Annotated in this window: 15 protein-coding genes and 1 tRNA gene; 11 read left to right on the top strand and 5 right to left on the bottom strand. The window is 72.2% G+C overall.

The window, feature by feature from the left end:
- The 3 genes from ACR68M_RS13205 to ACR68M_RS13195 form a co-directional block, all read right to left on the bottom strand.
- Positions 1-930 carry a ribonuclease BN gene (locus tag ACR68M_RS13205; protein ID WP_441250663.1) on the bottom strand — a complete coding sequence of 310 codons (930 nt, stop codon included), beginning with the start codon at positions 928-930 and terminating at the stop codon, positions 1-3.
- A gap of 83 nt (positions 931-1,013) precedes the next feature.
- Complete coding sequence (locus ACR68M_RS13200; protein WP_441250662.1) at positions 1,014-1,787, bottom strand: polyprenol monophosphomannose synthase; 774 nt, start codon at positions 1,785-1,787, stop codon at positions 1,014-1,016.
- A gap of 15 nt (positions 1,788-1,802) precedes the next feature.
- On the bottom strand, positions 1,803-3,320 hold the full coding sequence (locus tag ACR68M_RS13195; RefSeq protein WP_441250661.1) for a glycosyltransferase family 39 protein: 1,518 nt from the start codon (positions 3,318-3,320) through the stop codon (positions 1,803-1,805).
- Positions 3,321-3,690: 370 nt separating this feature from the next.
- On the opposite strand from ACR68M_RS13195, the gene ACR68M_RS13190 reads away from it, so the two are divergent.
- Both ACR68M_RS13190 and ACR68M_RS13185 read left to right on the top strand, forming a co-directional pair.
- Positions 3,691-3,763 (top strand) — tRNA-Arg (locus ACR68M_RS13190).
- A 169-nt stretch (positions 3,764-3,932) separates the two neighbouring features.
- Complete coding sequence (locus tag ACR68M_RS13185) at positions 3,933-4,199, top strand: hypothetical protein (protein WP_441250660.1); 267 nt, start codon at positions 3,933-3,935, stop codon at positions 4,197-4,199.
- A 140-nt stretch (positions 4,200-4,339) separates the two neighbouring features.
- Here the strand turns inward: ACR68M_RS13185 and ACR68M_RS13180 are convergent, their stop codons facing one another.
- Both ACR68M_RS13180 and ACR68M_RS13175 read right to left on the bottom strand, forming a co-directional pair.
- On the bottom strand, positions 4,340-5,080 hold the full coding sequence (locus ACR68M_RS13180) for a hypothetical protein (RefSeq protein ID WP_441250659.1): 741 nt from the start codon (positions 5,078-5,080) through the stop codon (positions 4,340-4,342).
- A gap of 237 nt (positions 5,081-5,317) precedes the next feature.
- Positions 5,318-6,217 (bottom strand): AraC family transcriptional regulator, encoded by a 900-nt coding sequence (locus ACR68M_RS13175; RefSeq protein WP_441251603.1) that lies wholly within the window; start codon positions 6,215-6,217, stop codon positions 5,318-5,320.
- A gap of 144 nt (positions 6,218-6,361) precedes the next feature.
- On the opposite strand from ACR68M_RS13175, the gene ACR68M_RS13170 reads away from it, so the two are divergent.
- The 9 genes from ACR68M_RS13170 to ACR68M_RS13130 all read left to right on the top strand — a co-directional run bounded on the left by ACR68M_RS13170 (position 6,362) and on the right by ACR68M_RS13130 (position 17,887).
- Complete coding sequence (locus tag ACR68M_RS13170; RefSeq protein ID WP_441250658.1) at positions 6,362-7,282, top strand: SDR family oxidoreductase; 921 nt, start codon at positions 6,362-6,364, stop codon at positions 7,280-7,282.
- A gap of 206 nt (positions 7,283-7,488) precedes the next feature.
- Positions 7,489-9,279, top strand: coding sequence for a beta-ketoacyl synthase N-terminal-like domain-containing protein (locus tag ACR68M_RS13165; protein ID WP_441250657.1), 1,791 nt, complete (start codon positions 7,489-7,491; stop codon positions 9,277-9,279).
- 218 nt (positions 9,280-9,497) lie between these two features.
- Positions 9,498-10,724: a monodechloroaminopyrrolnitrin synthase PrnB family protein gene (locus ACR68M_RS13160; protein WP_441250656.1), complete on the top strand. Its 1,227-nt coding sequence runs from the start codon at positions 9,498-9,500 to the stop codon at positions 10,722-10,724.
- A complete protein-coding gene (locus ACR68M_RS13155) occupies positions 10,721-12,022 on the top strand; it encodes a flavin-dependent oxidoreductase (RefSeq protein WP_441250655.1) in 1,302 nt (433 codons plus the stop codon). Before ACR68M_RS13160 ends, ACR68M_RS13155 begins: the two co-directional genes overlap by 4 nt.
- Positions 12,019-12,705: a DsbA family oxidoreductase gene (locus ACR68M_RS13150; protein ID WP_441250654.1), complete on the top strand. Its 687-nt coding sequence runs from the start codon at positions 12,019-12,021 to the stop codon at positions 12,703-12,705. The genes ACR68M_RS13155 and ACR68M_RS13150 overlap by 4 nt, the downstream gene beginning before the upstream one ends.
- 61 nt (positions 12,706-12,766) lie before the next feature.
- Positions 12,767-14,416: an FAD-binding oxidoreductase gene (locus ACR68M_RS13145; protein WP_441250653.1), complete on the top strand. Its 1,650-nt coding sequence runs from the start codon at positions 12,767-12,769 to the stop codon at positions 14,414-14,416.
- A gap of 148 nt (positions 14,417-14,564) precedes the next feature.
- Positions 14,565-16,547 (top strand): anthranilate synthase family protein, encoded by a 1,983-nt coding sequence (locus ACR68M_RS13140; RefSeq protein ID WP_441250652.1) that lies wholly within the window; start codon positions 14,565-14,567, stop codon positions 16,545-16,547.
- 26 nt (positions 16,548-16,573) lie between these two features.
- Entirely contained in the window at positions 16,574-17,260 is a 687-nt protein-coding gene (locus ACR68M_RS13135; RefSeq protein ID WP_441251602.1) for an IclR family transcriptional regulator, read from the top strand.
- A 117-nt stretch (positions 17,261-17,377) separates the two neighbouring features.
- Positions 17,378-17,887, top strand: a complete 510-nt coding sequence (locus ACR68M_RS13130; RefSeq protein ID WP_441250651.1) for a DinB family protein — start codon at positions 17,378-17,380, stop codon at positions 17,885-17,887.
- Positions 17,888-17,919: the final 32 nt, after the last annotated feature.

The following is a 17,919-nucleotide window of genomic DNA, read 5'->3' as shown; positions in this document are numbered from 1 at the left end:
TCACCCCGACGGGGGCGCCGGGCTCTGCCCCGCGCCCCCGTCGCTGTCTCGCCGTTCCTGCAACCGGCTGATCAGCCGTGCGACCACCGGCTCCTCCGCGATCACCCGACCCAGCGCGATGGCCACCGTCACGGCGGTGAACAGCACGATCAGCCAGCTCAGCCCGGTGAACACCACCCCGTACGGGCCGAACTTCAGCACGCTCTGCGTCATTGCCCGCGGCAGGTAGACCTGCCCGGCGACGCTGATCCCGACCGCCGCGCCGCCGCACAGCACAGCCCCCGGCAGCAGCGGGTACCAGCGGATCCGTCCACCGAGCAGCAGGTGCTGCGTCCACCACCAGAGCGCCGTCGCCAGCAGCATCAGCAGCGGCAGGCCCAGCCAGGCCCCCAGGCCGAAGCCCTTCCGTACGGGGCCCTGGAGCACCAGGAAGACCAGCCAGACCGCCAGCCAGGCCAGCCAGCGCCACGCCGCCAGCCGGACCCCCGTCTTCGGCAGCTCCCAGGAGCGCTCGCAGACCCGCTGCATCGCCCGGCTGAGCGCCGTCGCGGAGACCAGCGTGACGAGCGCCCCCAGGGCCCCGAAGCCCTGGGCGACCTCGTCGTCGTCCACCGCCATCAGCTGCTGCACCTGCCGCTGCGCCTCGCCCTGGATGCCCAGCTGGTCGCGGAGCGAGCCGACCACGTTGTTGCGCACCGCCGCGGGGGCGAAGACCGCCACCACGAAGAGGGCGGGCAGGGCGCTCAGGAAGGCCTGGGCGGCGAGCCGGGTCGCGGAGTCCAGCAGATTCACCCGAACGAGCTGCCCCACGGCCCGCCCGACGAGCGGCACCCGGTCGGGCAACCCCTGTGCGGTGCTCGCCAGCCCCCGGGCTCGCACCTTCGTCCTCGCCCACCGCCCGGGGCTGCCCTGACGCGGCGAATCTGTCACGCGAACCTCCGGGTGCGGGAACCCTCATGATCACCCGCACTCGGGCCGCCCGCACCCGGGCGGTCACCTGGTGCTGCTTGGTGCTACTTGGTGCCGAGTCGGCCGCCGGTGATCTTGTGGAGGCGGCTGGTGATGCCCCAGCCGGTGACGCGGAAGAGGGCTTCGACGAGGATGTTGCGGCTCATCTTGGAGGCGCCGAATTCGCGTTCGATGAAGGTGATGGGGACTTCGACGACCTTGTAGCCGGTCTTGACGGTGCGCCAGGCGAGGTCGACCTGGAAGCAGTAGCCGGCGGAGGCGACTTCGTCCATGCCGAGGCCGAGGAGGGTGTCCTTGCGGAAGGCGCGGTAGCCGCCGGTGACGTCCTTGATGGGGACGTTCAGCATGAGGCGGGAGTAGAGGGAGCCGCCGCGGGAGATGAGGAGGCGGGACTTGGGCCAGTTGACGACCTTGCCGCCGTCGACCCAGCGGGAGCCCTGGACGAGGTCGGCGGTGCGCAGGGCGGTGAGGAGGCGGTGGAGTTCCTCGGGCTGGTGGGAGCCGTCGGCGTCCATCTCGACGAGGACGTCGTAGCCGTTGTCGATGCCCCAGCGGAAACCCGCGAGGTAGGCGGCGCCGAGGCCTTCCTTGCCCTTGCGGTGCATGACCTGGACGTGATCGTCGTCGGCGGCGATCTTGTCGGCGAGGTCGCCGGTGCCGTCGGGGCTGTTGTCGTCGGCGACCAGGACGTGCACCTCGGGGACGGCCGCGCGCACCCGGGAGACGATCCGCTCGACGTTCTCCGCCTCGTTGTAGGTCGGGATGATCACCAGAACCTTGCCGAGATCGGCGAAGGTGGTCTCCTCAGGGGCAGTCACGTCTGAGCCTCTCGTTCACGGATGCGTGCGTACCAGCAGCGAGACCGTCAGCCCGCGTACGTGCCGGACCTCGGTCAGGGTGAAGACCGCCCGCAGGGCCGCCGCCTGGTCGGTGGGGAGATCCTCGTACGGGTTGCCACTGGTGCCGATGGTAACGACCCAGACGCGGGTCTCGGAGCCGATACAGACAGCCGGGACCGGGCAGTTGACCGGGTAGAGGTCGTTCGCCTGAACGGCCGTTTGCCCGATCATGAACGGGATCGGGCGGACGGTGGACGGCAGGTAGTACGCCACCCCCGGACCGATCATCATCCAGGCGTAGTTCCCGGTCACGATCCCGTCCCCGGCGCGGTAGTCGCCCGCGATCAGCCCGGCGGCGCCCCGGAAGTCGGTCTCGGAGTGCGCGGTCACGTACCGCAGCCGGCGCTGCTCCGGCACGCCCTGGAGGGCGACCAGCACGACCAGCGCCCCGGCCACGCAGGCGGACAGCGGCGCGGGGTTCCACCTCCGCGCCGTCCCCCCTGCCTTCTCGCGCGCCCCTGGGAGCAGCCTGGGCAGGCAGCTCAACGCGGCCACGCCCCCGCCCGCCAGGGCGGCCCAGGCGGGGAGGGTGAAGAGCACGTACCGGTCCAGGTAGTACGAGGTCGGGCCGTGCGAGACGACCCAGACGCCGACCACGGGCAGGACCGCCAGCGTCAGCATCCCCAGGGCCGCCCGCCACCAGGGGCTCAGCAGGGCGGCCAGCGCCAGCACCTCGAAGGCCCGCCAGACGTCCGGCGCGCCGAACAGCACCGGCCCGAAGTACCGCAGCGACCGCAGCGTGGGCGCGGCGATCCAGTCCAGCTGACGCCCCGACTGCTTGCTGCCCACCACCATCAGCGGCACCAGCACCAGTACGGCCGGCCCCGCCGACGCGAGGAACTGCCGGAGCAACCGCCACCGCCGTTCCCGCAGGGCGGCTGCCGCGACCAGCACCAGCTGCCCGGCCAGCGCGCTGAGCGAGACCAGGTGCAGCGCCCCGCCGAGCGCCGTGCACAGGCCGTACCAGGCCCAGCGGTCGGCTCCCGGCCGCTCCAGCGCCCGCAGCAGGCACCAGGTGCCGGCCGCGACCGCACAGGTGACCATGGCGTACGCGCGCGCCTCCTGGGCGTACGCGGAGATGTTCGGCACGGCCGCCAGCAGCAGGCCGCCGCAGACCCCGGCGGTGTCGCTGCGGAAGTGCTTCCGGGCCGTCAGCGCGGTGAAGGCCGCCGCCCCGGCCATCGCCAGGGCCGACGGCAGCCGCAGGCTCGGCACCGAGTCCCCGAACAGCAGCGTCCAGAAGTGCAGCACGAGGTAGTACGCCCCGTTGCTGGCGTCGACGTGCCCGAGCATTGCGAACAGCTGCCCGAGATTACGGGTGGCGGCGCCCCAGCTGGCGATCTCGTCCCGCCACAGCTCCGGCGTGCCGATCCGCAGGAGCCCGAGCAGCAGGGCGGCCAGCGCGGGGACGAACCAGACGCCGTGGGTGCGGAGCTTCCCGAGCTGAGGCATCTGAGGCGTCTGGGGCGGCTGAGGCATCTGGGGCCCTGCATCTGATGGTCCGACCACTTACGTGTCCGACGACTTGTGGGTCTGCGAGCAGCCCAGGATACCCGCACGGAGAGTGCCTGTGTCGTCACTCCTCGGGGTCAACTCCCCGCGTGCGGGCTCCGCCGGAACGGGTGGCGGTGCGAAGCTCGGCAGCCTTGACCGTCGGAGGTGGCCCGGTGCGGCACCGGCTCTCCTGGCCGCACCGAATCCGCAGGTCAGCCCCATGATCACGCCGACCCCGCAGGCGTACCCGTAACAGCCGCGATCTCCGGCGGCCTGATCCGCTAGTCTGTCATCGGGTCAGGCGGCCATCCCGCCGCGCCCAGCCTTCGCCTCATTAGCTCAGGGGATAGAGCACGGCTCTCCTAAAGCCGGTGTCGCAGGTTCGAATCCTGCATGGGGCACAGCCAGGAAGTGCAGAAAGGCCCAGGCCAGAGGGGTTGACCCTCCGGTCTGGGCCTTCGCCGTTCCCGGGTCTCGGTCCTCCCGTGCCCGATGAGTGCTGGTCGTGAGCGGGCGGCTCACGGTTTGATGGGTCCCAGGGCTACGATGCCGATCGATGCAGGGGGGATCATGGTTCAGCTGTCGATCGTGGCGACGCAGAGCCGATCGCCGGCAGTCGCAGCGGGCCTGTTCATGACGGCCTTCGCGGCAGTGTTTGTAGTGGTTGGCTACCAGCTGTTCAAGAGTGAGTCGAGGCTCTTCGGTGGCCAGCTCCCTGAGCGGAAGGACTACCGCATCATCCGCCGAATCGGCGGGGTGATGTTCTTGTCCGGTGGTGTGATCTGCGTGGGAGCCGGGCTTCTGGTCCTGGTCGAGGGTGCCCTGGGAGTCGCCTGACCGCAGTCGCGAACGGGCGAGTGTTGGAGGAGCGCCCGGTCCAGGAACCTTGCAGGTCACGCTGGTTGGCGCACTCCTGTGCTCCTGGAGCCGGTGTCGCAGGTTCGAATCCTTCATGGGGCATCCAGCGCCGGCCGCCGCTACCCGCCCGCGGTCTTGAGCTTCCCGAGCATGGCGGCGAGTGCCTGCTGTGCGCGGGTCTCGGTCTGGGTGGCGGTCTGCTCGTTCAATCCGTTGATGAAGACGCTGAGCACCACGTCGCCCTTGGCTGCGACCAGATAGACGTACGGGGCCGAGTCGGCACCGTCGCCCTCCTGCCTGCCCTCTTCGGCGTAGAGGGCATCGGCGGATCCGGTCGTCTCCTTCAACGAGATCTCGCGGGCACCCTTGTTGGCGACGCTCCCGTCCGGAACGAGCGTGTCCGGACAACGCTTGCCGTCCGCTCTGGCGGTGTCCAGGTAGTTCTGGGCGCCCGCGGAGGCGCTGAAGACACTGACGGTGGTCGAACCGGATACGGGAGTCTTCGCGTCGTCCCCGCCGTCGGGGAGCTCCACATACCGGGTCATCTGCCCGATCAGACCGGGCTGGGACGGCACGGACATGTACCGGCAGTCCGCCCCGAGCCGGTAGGAGGCGATTTGAGCGTCCTCGCCCGGATCGGAACTCCGGTACTCGCGGCCCCAGTCGGCCGGCGTGAGGGCAACTGCGGCGGCCAGTTCCTTGCCCTGGGCCTTGGCACCGCCGGTGGAGGCGCCGACCGACGCCGGGGTCGTCGCGGTGTCGGCAGCACGCTCGCTGTGATCACAAGCGGTGGACAGCAGGGCGGGCAGCAGGATGCAGGTGAGCGCGAGAGCAGCCTTCCGGCTACGAGTTCGAATCACGAGTGAGTAGGGACCCTTCCTCAAAGCTTTGGGGTGCTGTTGCGTCGGACTGGTCGAGACCTTGTCCAGGGAGGCGGGCCGTGGATGTCGCCGGGCGTCGGGCGCCAGCGTGGGTGCCGCCGGGGGTGGAATGCGGATAACGATGGATTGTCCGCTTCGGACATGAACGGGGAATTACGCCGGTGACAAGTCGTGGGCAGAATGGATCAGCATCTGAGATTTTCCCGGTTTGAGCTGTTACCTGACGTGCCTGTTGCGGTATTCCCCCGGCGGCATGTCGAACCACTTCCGGAAGGCGAGATGGAGGCCGACCGTGCTCTGGTAGCCGACCTTGGCCGCGATGGTGTGCTGGCTCTCGGTGGTCTCGGTGAGCAGCCGGGCTGCCTCCTGCATCCGGCGCCTGGTCAGGTGGCGGGCAGGGGATTCGCCGAGCAGTTCGCGGAAGGTCTCGCTGAACGAACTGCGCGACATCGCGGCCTCCCGGGCCAGATCCGGCAGGGTCCAGGGCCTGCTGACGTCGGCGTGCATGGCGGCGAGGGCCCGGCTGATCCCGGGGTGGCGGACGGCCTCCGGTGGGGTGGAGTCCGGCAGGCCCTCGTTCAGGGAGAGGTGGAGGGCGAGCAGCAGCACCATCTCGAACGCCCGGAGTGTGATCACCTCGCTGCTGGTGTCCGAGTCCGGGCACTGGGTCACCAGGCTGTTCAGGGTGTCCCGGAGGAGTGGGGCGCGTTCGAGGTCCTGACGGGTGGCCACGATCACCGGCGGGAGCGAGCGGTAGAGGGGGGACTCGCCGAGCGGCGCGTAGTGCAGCCCGCCGCACATCAGCTGGACCTCCTCGCCGGAGCCGCCGATCCGGACCGCGTCGGCGGTGCCCGGGGGCCGCTGCGGCAGTGCCACGTGGAGCGGGACGGCCGTCCGCCCGGGGGCGTCGGAGAGGGTGTGTTCGGTGCCGTGCGGGAAGAGCGCCAGGTCGCCGGTGCGCAGCACGACGGGCTCGGGGCGGTCGTCCAGGGTGAGCAGGCATTGGCCGGAGATCACGTAGTGCATGACCGCGCAGTGCTCCTCCCGGCCGTGGACGGCCCAGGGTGCTCCGGCTGTCCATCGGCTCCGGAACACCCCGCGTAACCGCAGTGGCATGAGCAGTGTGCTGAGCATGTCGTCGGTAACCAAGATCCGGATCATCCTTAAGGCATGGGAAGGTTTTGTTAATTGATTCAACCTACCTCCCCGGAGATGCTGTTGACGTAAGCCCGGCGGAGCGCAGGAAAGGCTATAACGGACATGAGCGGAAATAAGCAGCCGAATTATCTGGTGCTGGGGGCGGCAGGTTTCCAGGGGGGTGCGGTCGCCCGGCTGCTGGCCGAGGGCGGGCACACCGTCCGCGGTTTCGCCAGGGAGCCGGAGGCCGGTCAGCCGCCGGTGGAGCTCCCCGGTGTGACGGTCCTGTTCGGCGACCTCGGTCAGCCGGCGGACGTCCGGAAGGCGTTCGAGGGGGTCACCCACGCCTCCGTGGTGCTGCCCCTGGTCTACGACACCAAGACCGTCGTCGAGTACGCACGGAACATCGCGGCGGCGGCCCTCGAGGCCGGTGTCGAGCAGGTGGTGTACAACGCCAACACCCGTATCCCGGAGGGCCTCACCGAGCACGCGGCGTTCGAGACCCGGCGGGCGGCGGAGCAGGTGCTGCGCGAGAGCGGCATCCCGCTGGTCGTGCTGCGCCCGCCGGTGTACCTGGACAACCTGTTCAGCCCCTGGACCGGCCCGGCGCTGGTGAACGACGGGGTGCTCGCCTACCCGCTCCCGGCCGAGGCCCGGGTGGCCTGGCTCGGGCACCGCGACCTGGCCGCCGCCACCGTCGCCGCACTGGGGCGCCCGGACCTGATCGGGCAGACCGTCGACCTCGGCGGCGAGGCCGTCACCGGCACCGAGCTCGCCGCGGCCTTCGCCAAGGTGCTGGGCCGTGAGGTCGGCTACCTGCCCCTGAAGCCCGCCGACTTCGAGGCCGGGCTGGCCCAGGCCCTCGGCGCGGACACCGCTGCGGGTGTGGCCGGGGTCTACCACCACGCGGCCACCGACGGCGGGGCCGGGCTGCTGGACGGGGACCAGGCCCTGGTCGAGCGGACGCTGGGCATCCGGATCACGCCGCTGGCGGACTGGATCGCGGCCCAGCCGTGGGAGCACTGGGCGACGGCAGCCGCCTGAGCGCGCTCTGACGGGAGGTGAGCCGACCGGCCACCTCCCGTGCACCACCGATGACTTGTACGGAAGCCGCCACCCGGCATGGGGGCCGGGTGGCGGTGGCGCGGCACCACCGGTGTGAGGTGGTGGCACGTCGGCAACACCACACGGGGGAAGAGAGAGGAATGCTCTCGACGGCAAGAACGGGTGTCCGGCCAGAGCCGGTCGCCGTGATCGGAACAGGGTGCGCCTTCCCGGGCGCGCGCGGCCCGGATCAGCTCTGGGAGCTGCTCCGCGACGGGGTCGACGCGCTCGCCGAACCAACCAAGGAACGTTTCTCCACCGAGGAGTTGAACCGCTCGGTGGCCGGCATCGGCAGAGCCGCCGAGCCCGGCGCCAGGCGCGGCCTGCTGAGCCGGATCGACGAGTTCGACGCCGACTTCTTCGGCATCCCGCCGCACGAGGCCGCCCGGATGGACCCGCAGCAGCGCCTGCTGCTGACCGTCGCCTGGGAGGCCCTGGAGGACGCCGGGCAGACCCGCCCGCAGCTCGCGGGCAGCCGGACGGCCGTCTTCGTCGGCCAGATGCACTCCGACTACTGGGAGGCCCAACTCGGTCTGGGCGCCGACGCGCTGGACCTGGACGCCTTCACCGGCAGTCACCAGCGCTCGCTCACCTCCGGCCGCCTCGGACACGCCTTCGATCTGCGCGGCCCGTGCGTCACGGTGGACGCCGCCCAGGCCTCCTCCCTGGTCGCCGTCCACCTCGCCTGTCAGAGCCTGCGCAGTGGTGAGGCCGAACTGGCCCTGGCCGCCGGGGTCAACCTGATCCTCGGGCCGCACCAGGACCTCATGCTGCGACGCGCCGGCGTGCTCGCGCCGGACGGACGCTGCAAGTTCGGCGACGCGGCCGCCGACGGGTTCGTCCGCGCGGAGGGTGCCGGAGTCGTCGTACTCAAGCCGTTGGGCCGGGCGCTCGCGGACGGGGACCACGTCCGCGCCGTGCTGCTCGGCAGCGCCGTCAGCAACGACGGGCAGTCCGCCGCCACCCTCACAACCCCCTCGCTCACCGGCCAGCGCACAGCGATGCGCCTGGCCTACGAGAGCGCCGGAGTCCGGCCGGGAGAGGTCGACTACGTCGAGGCGCACGGGACGGGTACCGGTATCGACCGGGTCGAACTCACCGCCCTCGGCGAGGTGTTGAGCGAGGGCCGCGAAAGCGGTTGCCTGGTCGGCTCGGTCAAGACCAACATCGGCCACACCGAGGCCGCCGCCGGAGTCGCCGGGCTGATCAAGGCCGCCCTCTGCCTGGAGCACGGCCAGGTGCCGCCCAGCCTGCACCACCGCAGGCCGAGCACCGAGGTCGACTGGGCCGTCCTGCGCCTGAGCGTGCCGACCCGGCTGCAGGCGTTGCCCGAGCGCGCGGGCCCGGTGATCGCGGCGGTGAACGGGCAGAGCATCTCCGGCACCAACGTCCACCTCGTGCTCAGCGCGCCGGAGCAGCGCCCGAGCGCACCTCAGCGCCCTGCCGCGCTCGGGGGACAGCCGCAGCTGCTCACGTTCACCGCCCGCACCCCGCAGGGGCTCGCCGACCTGGCCGCCCGCTACCTCACCCACCTCCTGGGCGCGGGCCGCGGCCACGACCTGGCCGACCTCTGCCACAGCGCGGCGGCCCGCCGCACCCACCACGCGAGCAGACTCGCCGTCGTGGGGGAGACCCACGATGCGATGGCCCGCGCACTCCAGGGCCACCTCACCGGAAAGTCCGACCCGACCAGGGTGGCCGTCGTCCACGACGTCCCCGCCGCCGTGCGGGAGCTGGTCGACCCGGTGCGGACGGCCTGGGCCGGGCTGCTGGCCCGCGCACTGCCGGACGACGTGCTGCTGGACGGCGTGCCGCCAGGGGCCTCCTGGGCGCGCCTGTGCGCGCCGGACGGCCGGTACGTGCCGATCCCGCTCACCCCGTGGCAGCCCGCCAGCCACTGGCTGGCCCCGTCCTGTCCGAGCGGCTCCGAGGGCTGACCAGGCCCCTTCCGCCCCTGTCACGGAGCCGACCGCCGGCCTGCGCGGGGAGCTGACGCCACCTCACCGGCCGGAGCCACTCGCCCTGCCCACGGGCCCACCGCACTCGCGGACCCGACTCTGCGCTCGCGGACCGACTCCGCCCTCTCCCGGCCGGCGGCCGCTGCCCTGACGGCAGCCCGACGCCCCGGCCCTCCCACGCGTGCCACGGACCAACCATGGAGATCGCCATGCCCTCGCTCGACCACGTCGACCTCGCACACCCGCTGGCCATCGAGGCCGCCCGCTCGCTCGACCCGCTGCACGCCGACGCGCTCTGCCACGACGTCAGGGAGCTGAACCGGCGCGAGGACACCCGCGGCCTCACCGAGGTGCTGCGCCGCCTCACCCCGGGGCTCGCGGAGGCCTCGGGCTACTCGCTGCCGGAGGCCCTCGCCGCGATGCGCGACATCGGCCTGCTGCTGGGATCGCTCAAGCGCCACGGGATCGAGCCGGTCGAGGCGGTGCCCGAGGTCGAGCCCGTGCTGCTCACCCTCGGCGTGCGCACCGACCTGGTGCCCCGGGACACCGTCCACCACTACACCACCTGGAACCCACCGGGGGCGCGGCAGCGGATGTACACCGGGGACGAGCAGGAGGGGCACCTGCAGGAGTCGGTGCGGATGGTCTTCCCCCGGCTGCGGGACAGCCTCGAACTCTGCGACCGGCTCTCCGTGACGGACCCGGCGGACCCGCTGTTCGCCGTGCTGGCCGACGAACTGGCCGAGGGCCTGGGCGCCATGGTCGACTGCATCGACCTCGTGGTCGGCAACGTCTCCCCGGAGTTCTTCGCCCGGACGCTGCGTCCGTACTTCGAGGAGGTGACCGTCGACGGCGCCGTGCTGCTCGGCCCGGCGGCCGCACAGGCGCCGCTCTGGCTGGTCGACCTCGCGGTCTGGGCCTCCGACCGCAGCGCACCGGAGTACGCGGAGTTCCTCGCCGACTCGATCCCCTACAGCCTGCCGCGCTGGCGTGAGCTGTACGACCAGTGGCTGCCGCAGCCCTCGGTGGTGACCCGGCTCGTCCAGGCCCTCGACCGGTACCAGGACGGCTCGGCGGAGCTGCCCGTGGCCCTGCGGGCCAGTGCGGAGGCGCTGGCCCGCGCGCTGCGGGTGGTGGTGGTCTTCCGGGGCCGCCACCTGGGCATCGCCCGCAAGGCCTACCAGGCGGACCTGCGGCTCTACCCGGTGGGCAGCGGCGGCGCCAGCGTCGACCTGCTGCGCGAGATCCTCGACCTGACCCGGGAGAACTTCACCCTCACCCAGCCGCGCGGGCGCGCCGCCGCACCGGACGCCGGGGCCCCGGCGTCGACCGTTGCGCCGACCAGCGTCCCGGCCGGTGCCCCGACCAGTGCGGCCGGGCTGCTGCCGCGTCAGCGCGGCAAGATCTCCGGGGTGCCGCGATGAGGATCCTGATCGCCGGCGCCGGGATCGGCGGCCTCACCACGGCGCTCAGCCTGCACGCCGCGGGCTTCGAGGACGTGCAGATCGTCGAGGCGGCGACGCAGCTGCGCCCGCTGGGCGTCGGCCTGAACATCCTGCCCAACGCCGTCCGCGAGCTGGCGGAGCTCGGCCTGGCCGAGGAGCTGGCCGCCGTCTCGGTGCCGACCGGGGAACTGTCCCTGTGCAACCGCTACGGCTCGGTGATCTGGAACGAGCCGCGCGGGCTCGCCGCCGGGTACCGGTGGCCGCAGCTGTCGATCCACCGCGGCCGGCTGCAGGCCGTACTCGCCGAGGCGGTGCGCCGCCGGCTGGGCCCGGGGAGCATCGTCACGGGCAGCAGGGTCACCGACGTCGACGCCCTCCCCGACGGCAAGGTCTCCGTCGGCCTGGCGGGGCAGCCGGGCCGCACCGTGGCGGACCTGCTGGTCGGCGCCGACGGCATCCACTCCGCCGTCCGGGCCGCGCTCCACCCGCAGGAGGGCCCGCCGCCGTGGAACGGCCTGATCGTCTGGCGCGGCACCACCTGGAGCGAGCCGTTCCTGAACGGCTCGACGATGGTCATTGCCGGTGACGACCAGCAGAAGCTGGTGATCTACCCGATGTCCCCGCCGGACGACTCCGGGCGGGTGCTGATGAACTGGGCCACCGCCCGGCGCGCGGACCTGTCCGAGCTCGCGGACCGGGCCGACTGGAACCGGCCGGTGCAGCCGGAGAAGTTCCTCCGGTACTTCGAGGACTGGCGGTTCGACTGGCTGGACGTCCCCGGGCTGCTGGCCACCGCCGCCGAGGCGTTCGAGTACCCGATGGTCGACCGTGACGCGCTGCCCCGCTGGACCTTCGGGCGGGTGACGCTGCTGGGCGACGCCGCGCACGCGATGTACCCGACCGGCTCCAACGGCGCCACCCAGTCGATCGTCGACGCCCGGGTGCTGGCCCACCACCTCGCCCTGAACCCGGACGTGGACGAGGCGCTCGCCGCCTACGAGCACGAGCGGCGCCCCGCCATGACGAGGCTGCAGGCCAGCAACCGGCAGATGGGGCCGGAGATCGTGATCAACCTGGCCCATGAGCGGGCCCCCGAGGGGTTCGCGTCCGTCCACGAGGTCATCCCCGAGGCAGAGCTGCGGGCGATCTCCGAACAGTACGCGCAGATCGGCGCGTTCGACCCGGCCACCGTCAACTCCCGTCCGTCCTACGGCGTCAGCCGTGCGGAGCGGGTGGGCGCGGACCAGCCACAACTCATTTCCAGGAAGGTGACATGAAGGTCGAGATCTACTCCGACATCTCCTGCCCGTGGTGCTACGTGGGCAAGCGGAACTTCCAGGAGGCACTCGCCGAGTTCGACGGGCCCGAGGTGGAGATCATCCCGCGCGCCTACCAGATCGACGGCGAACTCCCCGCGCAGCCCGTCCCGTTGCTCACCTGGCTGGCCGGGAAGTACGGCGACCGGGCGCAGGCGATGAGCGACCAGGTCACCGAGGTCGGCCGGGTCATCGGCATCGACTTCCACAACGACCTCGGCTACGCGGTCAACACGCTGGACAGCCACCGGCTGCTGTGGTTCGCCCAGCGGGAGTACGGCTCCGCCGTGCACAAGCAGCTGGAGGAGGCGTTGTTCGCCGCGTACTTCACCGACGGCGGCAACGTCGGCGACCGCGAGCTGCTGGCCGACCGGGCGGCCCTGGTCGGCCTGGACCGCGAGCGGGCGCTCGCCTTCCTGGCCTCGGACGAGGGGACGGCCGAGGTCCGCAAGGAGATCCAGGCCGCCCGGACGGACGGGGTGACCACGGTGCCGACCTTCGTCATCGACGGCAAGTGGCAGTTGCAGGGCGCCCTCGACGCGGCGGGCTTCCTGAAGGCCCTGGAGACGGCCGCGGCCGCCCAGAAGCAGCCGGTGGTAACCGCCAAGGGCGCCGCCTGTGCCGACGGCGTCTGCGAGATCTGAACCAACTGCCTTGCCTGAACCAACTCCCTTGTCTTTGCAGCGATCTGATGGAGATTCAGTCATGACGAACACCTCACGCCGGAGCTTCCTGCGCAGAAGCGCGGTGATCGGCGGGGCTGCCGCGACGGCCGCGGCGGTGCCGGGCCTCGCGTCCGCGGTGGACGCGGCGGGTACCGACGCGAGCACCACCGCGAGCACGACCACCACGACCACTAGCACGATCGGGCCGCTCACCTTCGTGCCCGGGGACGAGCAGTACGGGGACCTGGCGCGCGGCGCCAACCAGCGGATCGTCGCCAGCCCCGACCGCATCCGCCTGGTCGGCTCGCCCGACCAGGCCGTGCAGGCGGTGCAGGCCGCCGTGACGAACGGCGAGCGGATAGCCGTCCGGGGCGGCGGGCACTGCTTCGAGGACTTCGTGGGCAACCCGGAGGTCAAGACGCTGATCGACCTCTCGGGGATGAAGAACGTCAGCTACGACTCGAGCCGCCGGGCCTTCGTGGTCGAGGCGGGTGCCAACCTCGGCGAGGTGTACGAGCGGCTCTTCAAGGGCTGGGGCGTGACCGTCCCCGGCGGTTCCTGCCCGACCGTCGGAGTCGGCGGCCACATCCAGGGCGGCGGCTACGGCCCGCTCAACCGGCTGTTCGGTCTCACCGTCGACCACCTCTACGCCATCGAGGTGGTCGTGGTGAGCGCCTCGGGCGTGGCCCGCAAGGTGGTCGCAACGCGCGAGCCCTCCGACCCCAACCGTGACCTCTGGTGGGCCCACACCGGCGGTGGTGGTGGCAACTTCGGCCTGGTCACCCGGTACTGGTTCCGCAGCCCCGGCGCTACCAGCTACGACCCGACCAAGCTCCTGCCGAGGCCGCCGAAGGAGATGCTCGTCGCCACCGTCAACTGGTCGTGGGACGACCTCGACCTGGCGGCGTTCACCCGGCTGCTGAAGAACTACAGCTCCTGGTTCGCCGCCGACAACGCACCCGGCAGCCCGAACAACCACCTGTACGCCCACCTCAGCCCGTTCCACAAGTCCGGCGGCAACGTGCACCTGAGCGTGCAGCTCTCGGCCGACATCGCGGACCCGGACGCCCTGCTCGACAGCTTCCTCACCGCCGTCAACGCCGGCGTGGGCGCCAACTTCCAGACCACGGACCGCCGTCGGCTGCCCTGGCTGCTCGCCACCCGCTGGCGCGGCTTCGCCGACGGCGCCACGACCTGGCGGATCAAGGGCAAGTCCGCCTACCAGCGGAAGACCCTGACCGACGACCAGGCCGCGGCGATCTACCACCACCTGACCCGGACCGACTACTTCAATCCCGGCGCCGGCATCCTGATCGCCTCGTACGGCGGCCAGGTCAACGCCGTCGCCCCGGACGCCACCGCTCTCCCGCACCGGGACTCGGCGCTGATCATGATGTACGTGACGCTCTGGACCGACCCGGCGCAGGACGCCGTCCACACCCAGTGGATCAGGGAGCTCTACCGGGACGTCTACGCCTCGACCGGCGGGGTGCCGGTGCCCGGCGACCTGACCGACGGCGCGTACATCAACTACCCGGACGTCGACACCTCGGACCCGGCCTGGAACACCTCCGGGGTGCCGTGGCAGAGCCTCTACTACAAGGGCAACTATCCCAAGCTCCAGCAGCAGAAGGCCCGTTGGGACCCGCAGAACATCTTCCACCACGCGCTGTCGATCACCGGCGCGTGACGGCGGCCGCCCACCCCGGCGGGCCCCGCGCCGGCGGCTGACGCTGCGCCGGCGGCTGACGCTGCGCTCCCCGGCTCCGGAGACCGGCCCTGGCACGCCCCAGGGCCGGGCTCCGGAGCCGCTCCCTCTCCTGGAAAGAACCCGGACCGTGACTGTGACCAGCCCCGCAGCTCTGCTCGCCCGCCTGACCGCCCCCGGCGCCCCGGCGTTCGCCCTGCTCCACCGCCGGGCACCCCGCCTGACCCCCGACACGGTCGAGATCCTCCTCGGCACCGTCGGCCACTACGACACCCTCGCCGACCTCCCCGTCCCCCTGGGCGCCCCCGAGGACGGCCCCCGGCACGACCTGCTCGCCCTCGTCCCGTACCGCCAGATCCGCGAACGCGGCTTCGACGCCCACGACGACGGCACCCCGCTCCAGGCCCTCGCCATCCACGAGCAGCACACCCTCCCCGTAGCCGAACTGCTGCCCGCCCTGCCCGAGTTGCCGGTCCGGCTCTCCGACGGCGGGTTCGACATCGACGACCGGCAGTACGCCGACATCGTCCGCCGCGTCATCCGCGACGAGATCGGCAGCGGCGAAGGCGCGAACTTCGTCATCCGCCGTGACTTCCGGGCCCGACTCGACGCCTTCACACCCGAGTTGGCCCTCACCCTGTTCCGGCGGCTGCTGGAGCAGGAGCGCGGCGCGTACTGGACCTTCCTGGTCCACACCGGTGACCGCGTGCTGGTCGGCGCCTCCCCCGAGGTGCACGTCCGCCAGTCCGCCGGGACGGTCGTGATGAACCCCATCTCCGGTACCTACCGCTACCCCGCCACCGGCCCCACCGTCGACTCCCTCCTCGCCTTCCTGCGTGACCCCAAGGAGTTGGAGGAGCTCACCATGGTGGTCGACGAGGAACTGAAGATGATGTGCACCGTCGGCGACCTCGGCGGCCAGGTCCTCGGCCCGCGCCTCAAGGAGATGTCCCACCTCGCCCACACCGAGTACGAGTTGCGCGGCCGCACCTCCCTCGACGTCCGCGACGTCCTGCGGGAGACGATGTTCGCCGCGACCGTCACCGGCAGCCCCCTGCAGAACGCCACCCGCGTCATCAAGCGGTACGAACCCACCGGCCGCGGCTACTACTCCGGCGCCCTCGCCCTGATCGGCCGCACCGCCAGCGGAGCCCAGCAGCTCGACTCACCCATCTGCATCCGCACCGCCGACATCGACCCCGCCGACGGCACCCTCGTCGTCCGGGCCGGCGCCACCCTCGTCCGCCACTCCGACCCCGACTCCGAGGTCGCCGAGACGCACGCCAAGGCCGCCGGCGTCCTCACCGCCATCGGCGCCCACCCCGCGCGCCCCCGGCCGGGCGGACGCGGCCAGGGCCCCCGACTCGCCGACGACCACCGCGTGCAGGCGTCCCTCGACTCCCGCCGCGCGGGCCTGGCCCCCTTCTGGCTCCGGATGCAGCAGGCAGCCCCCACCGCCACCCAGGACACCCTGGTGATCGACGCCGAGGACACCTTCACCTCGATGCTCGCCCACCTCCTGACCTCCCTCGGTCACCGCGTCCACGTCCTGCCCCACCACACCCCGGGCCTGCGCGAGATCGCCGCCACCCACCCCGGCCCCCTCGTGCTCGGCCCCGGCCCCGGCGACCCGGCCGACCTGGCCGACCCCAAGATGGCGCTGCTGCGGCCGATCGTCTCCGACGCGCTGAGCGCAGCCCGTACCGGAGGCCGCCCGGCCCCGCTGCTCGCGGTCTGCCTCAGTCACCAGCTGCTGGCCGCCGAACTCGGCCTGCCGCTGGCCCGCAAGGCCGTCCCCCACCAGGGCGCCCAGGCGACGATCGACCTGTTCGGCACCCCGCGCACGGTCGGCTTCTACAACACCTTCACCGCCCGCACCACCCCCGCCGACACCACCCGGCTGGCCCTGGACGGCATCGACGTCGCCCACGACGCGGCCACCGGCGACGTCCACGCCCTGCGTGGCCCCGGCTTCGCCACCCTCCAGTTCCACCCCGAATCCGTCCTCACCCGCGAAGGCATCGACATCGTCACCGGCCTGCTGCAGGCCCAGCCCGTCCCGGTCGCACCGATCCCGCCGCTGCGCCGCACGCCGGACGGACGGCTCTCGTGAGCGCGGCACACGGGCCGTCCGGGGTCATGGTCCTGGACAAGACCTCGCTGCTGCTGGAGGCCGTCGCGGCGGAGCCCGCCTCGCTGGCCGCGCTCGTCGCCCGCACCGGCCTCACCCGGCCGACGGCCCACCGGCTCGCCACCGCCCTGGAACGCCTCGGCCTGCTCGGCCGCGACAGGGACGGCCGGTTCGCCCTCGGCGCACGGCTGGCGAGCCTCGCCGTCCAAGCCGGCCAGGTGCAGCTGCTCCCGGCGGCCGACCCCGTCCTGGCGCGGCTGCGCGACCGGACCGGGCTCAGCGCGCGGCTGTACCGGCGGCGCGGCACCGTGCGGGTCTGTCTGGCTTCGGCCGACGTGTCGGCCGAAGCCAGTGCCGTGCCGGTCGGTGCGGCCTTCTCGCTGCGCGCCGGTTCGAGCTCCCAGGTGCTGCTGGCCTGGGAGGACCCCGCGCTGCTGCACGAGGGCCTGCGCGGGGCCAGGTTCGACGCCGGGATGCTGTCCTGCGTCCGGCGCCAGGGTTGGGCCCGGAGCGTCGACGAGGAGGGGCCGGGCACGGCCTCGGTGGCTGCCCCGGTCCGGGGCGCCGACAGCAGGGTCCTGGCGGCCGTCGTCCTCTCCGGGCCCGTCACCCGCCTCTCCGGCCACCCCGTCCGCGAGCACGCCAGAGAGCTGATCGACGCGGCCACCCGGATCGCGGCCCGGCTGCCCCACTGACGTCGAACGGCCGCCGTCGCCGTGATCCACACCACACATCACGGCACGTCACCCGTGTGCTGCGGTACCGCGAGTAGCGTCCGGATCAACAGCCTGACCTGGACGAGGAGCACGACAGTGGCCACAGACGATCGCATCGGACCGCCCAGCATCGGCAGCGAGCGCGAGACGCTCCGGACCTTCCTCGACTACCACCGCGCGACGCTCGCGATGAAGTGCGAGGGCCTCACCGACGAGGAGCTGCGGCAGCAGTCGATGCCGCCCTCGACGCTCTCGCTGCTGGGCCTGGTGCGGCACATGGCGGAGGTGGAACGGGCCTGGTTCCGACGGGTGTTCGAGGACCACGACGTGCCGATGGTCTGGTCCGACCGGATCGACTTCCAGGCGGCGTACGACGCGAGCGCCTCGACCCGGGCCGAGGCCTTCGCCGCCTGGGAGGCCGAGGTCGAGCACTCCCGCCGGATCGAGCTGGCGGCCGAGTCCCTCGACCTGGTCGGGCGTCAGCCGCGGTGGGACGAGGACGTCTCGCTGCGGATGGTGATGGTGCACGTGCTCCTGGAGTACGGGCGGCACAACGGCCACGCGGACTTCCTGCGGGAGGGCGTGGACGGGCAGGTGGGGGCGTAGCACCGCCCTCGGGCGCGTCCTCAGGGCGTGGC

The organism is Kitasatospora sp. McL0602 (assembly GCF_052076145.1).
In the GTDB taxonomy this organism is placed as follows: Bacteria; Actinomycetota; Actinomycetes; order Streptomycetales; family Streptomycetaceae; genus Kitasatospora.
This window is presented reverse-complemented; position numbering and strand designations above follow the sequence as displayed.

Excerpts from the sequence above, each read along its gene's own strand:
- ACR68M_RS13195 (WP_441250661.1), bottom strand. The coding sequence starts at position 3,320 with ATGCCTCAGCTCGGGAAGCTCCGCACCCACGGCGTCTGGTTCGTCCCC.
- ACR68M_RS13185 (WP_441250660.1), top strand. The coding sequence starts at position 3,933 with ATGGTTCAGCTGTCGATCGTGGCGACGCAGAGCCGATCGCCGGCAGTC.
- ACR68M_RS13175 (WP_441251603.1), bottom strand. The coding sequence starts at position 6,217 with ATGCCACTGCGGTTACGCGGGGTGTTCCGGAGCCGATGGACAGCCGGA.
- ACR68M_RS13170 (WP_441250658.1), top strand. The coding sequence starts at position 6,362 with ATGAGCGGAAATAAGCAGCCGAATTATCTGGTGCTGGGGGCGGCAGGT.
- ACR68M_RS13160 (WP_441250656.1), top strand. The coding sequence starts at position 9,498 with ATGGAGATCGCCATGCCCTCGCTCGACCACGTCGACCTCGCACACCCG.
- ACR68M_RS13155 (WP_441250655.1), top strand. The coding sequence starts at position 10,721 with ATGAGGATCCTGATCGCCGGCGCCGGGATCGGCGGCCTCACCACGGCG.
- ACR68M_RS13150 (WP_441250654.1), top strand. The coding sequence starts at position 12,019 with ATGAAGGTCGAGATCTACTCCGACATCTCCTGCCCGTGGTGCTACGTG.
- ACR68M_RS13145 (WP_441250653.1), top strand. The coding sequence starts at position 12,767 with ATGACGAACACCTCACGCCGGAGCTTCCTGCGCAGAAGCGCGGTGATC.
- ACR68M_RS13135 (WP_441251602.1), top strand. The coding sequence starts at position 16,574 with ATGGTCCTGGACAAGACCTCGCTGCTGCTGGAGGCCGTCGCGGCGGAG.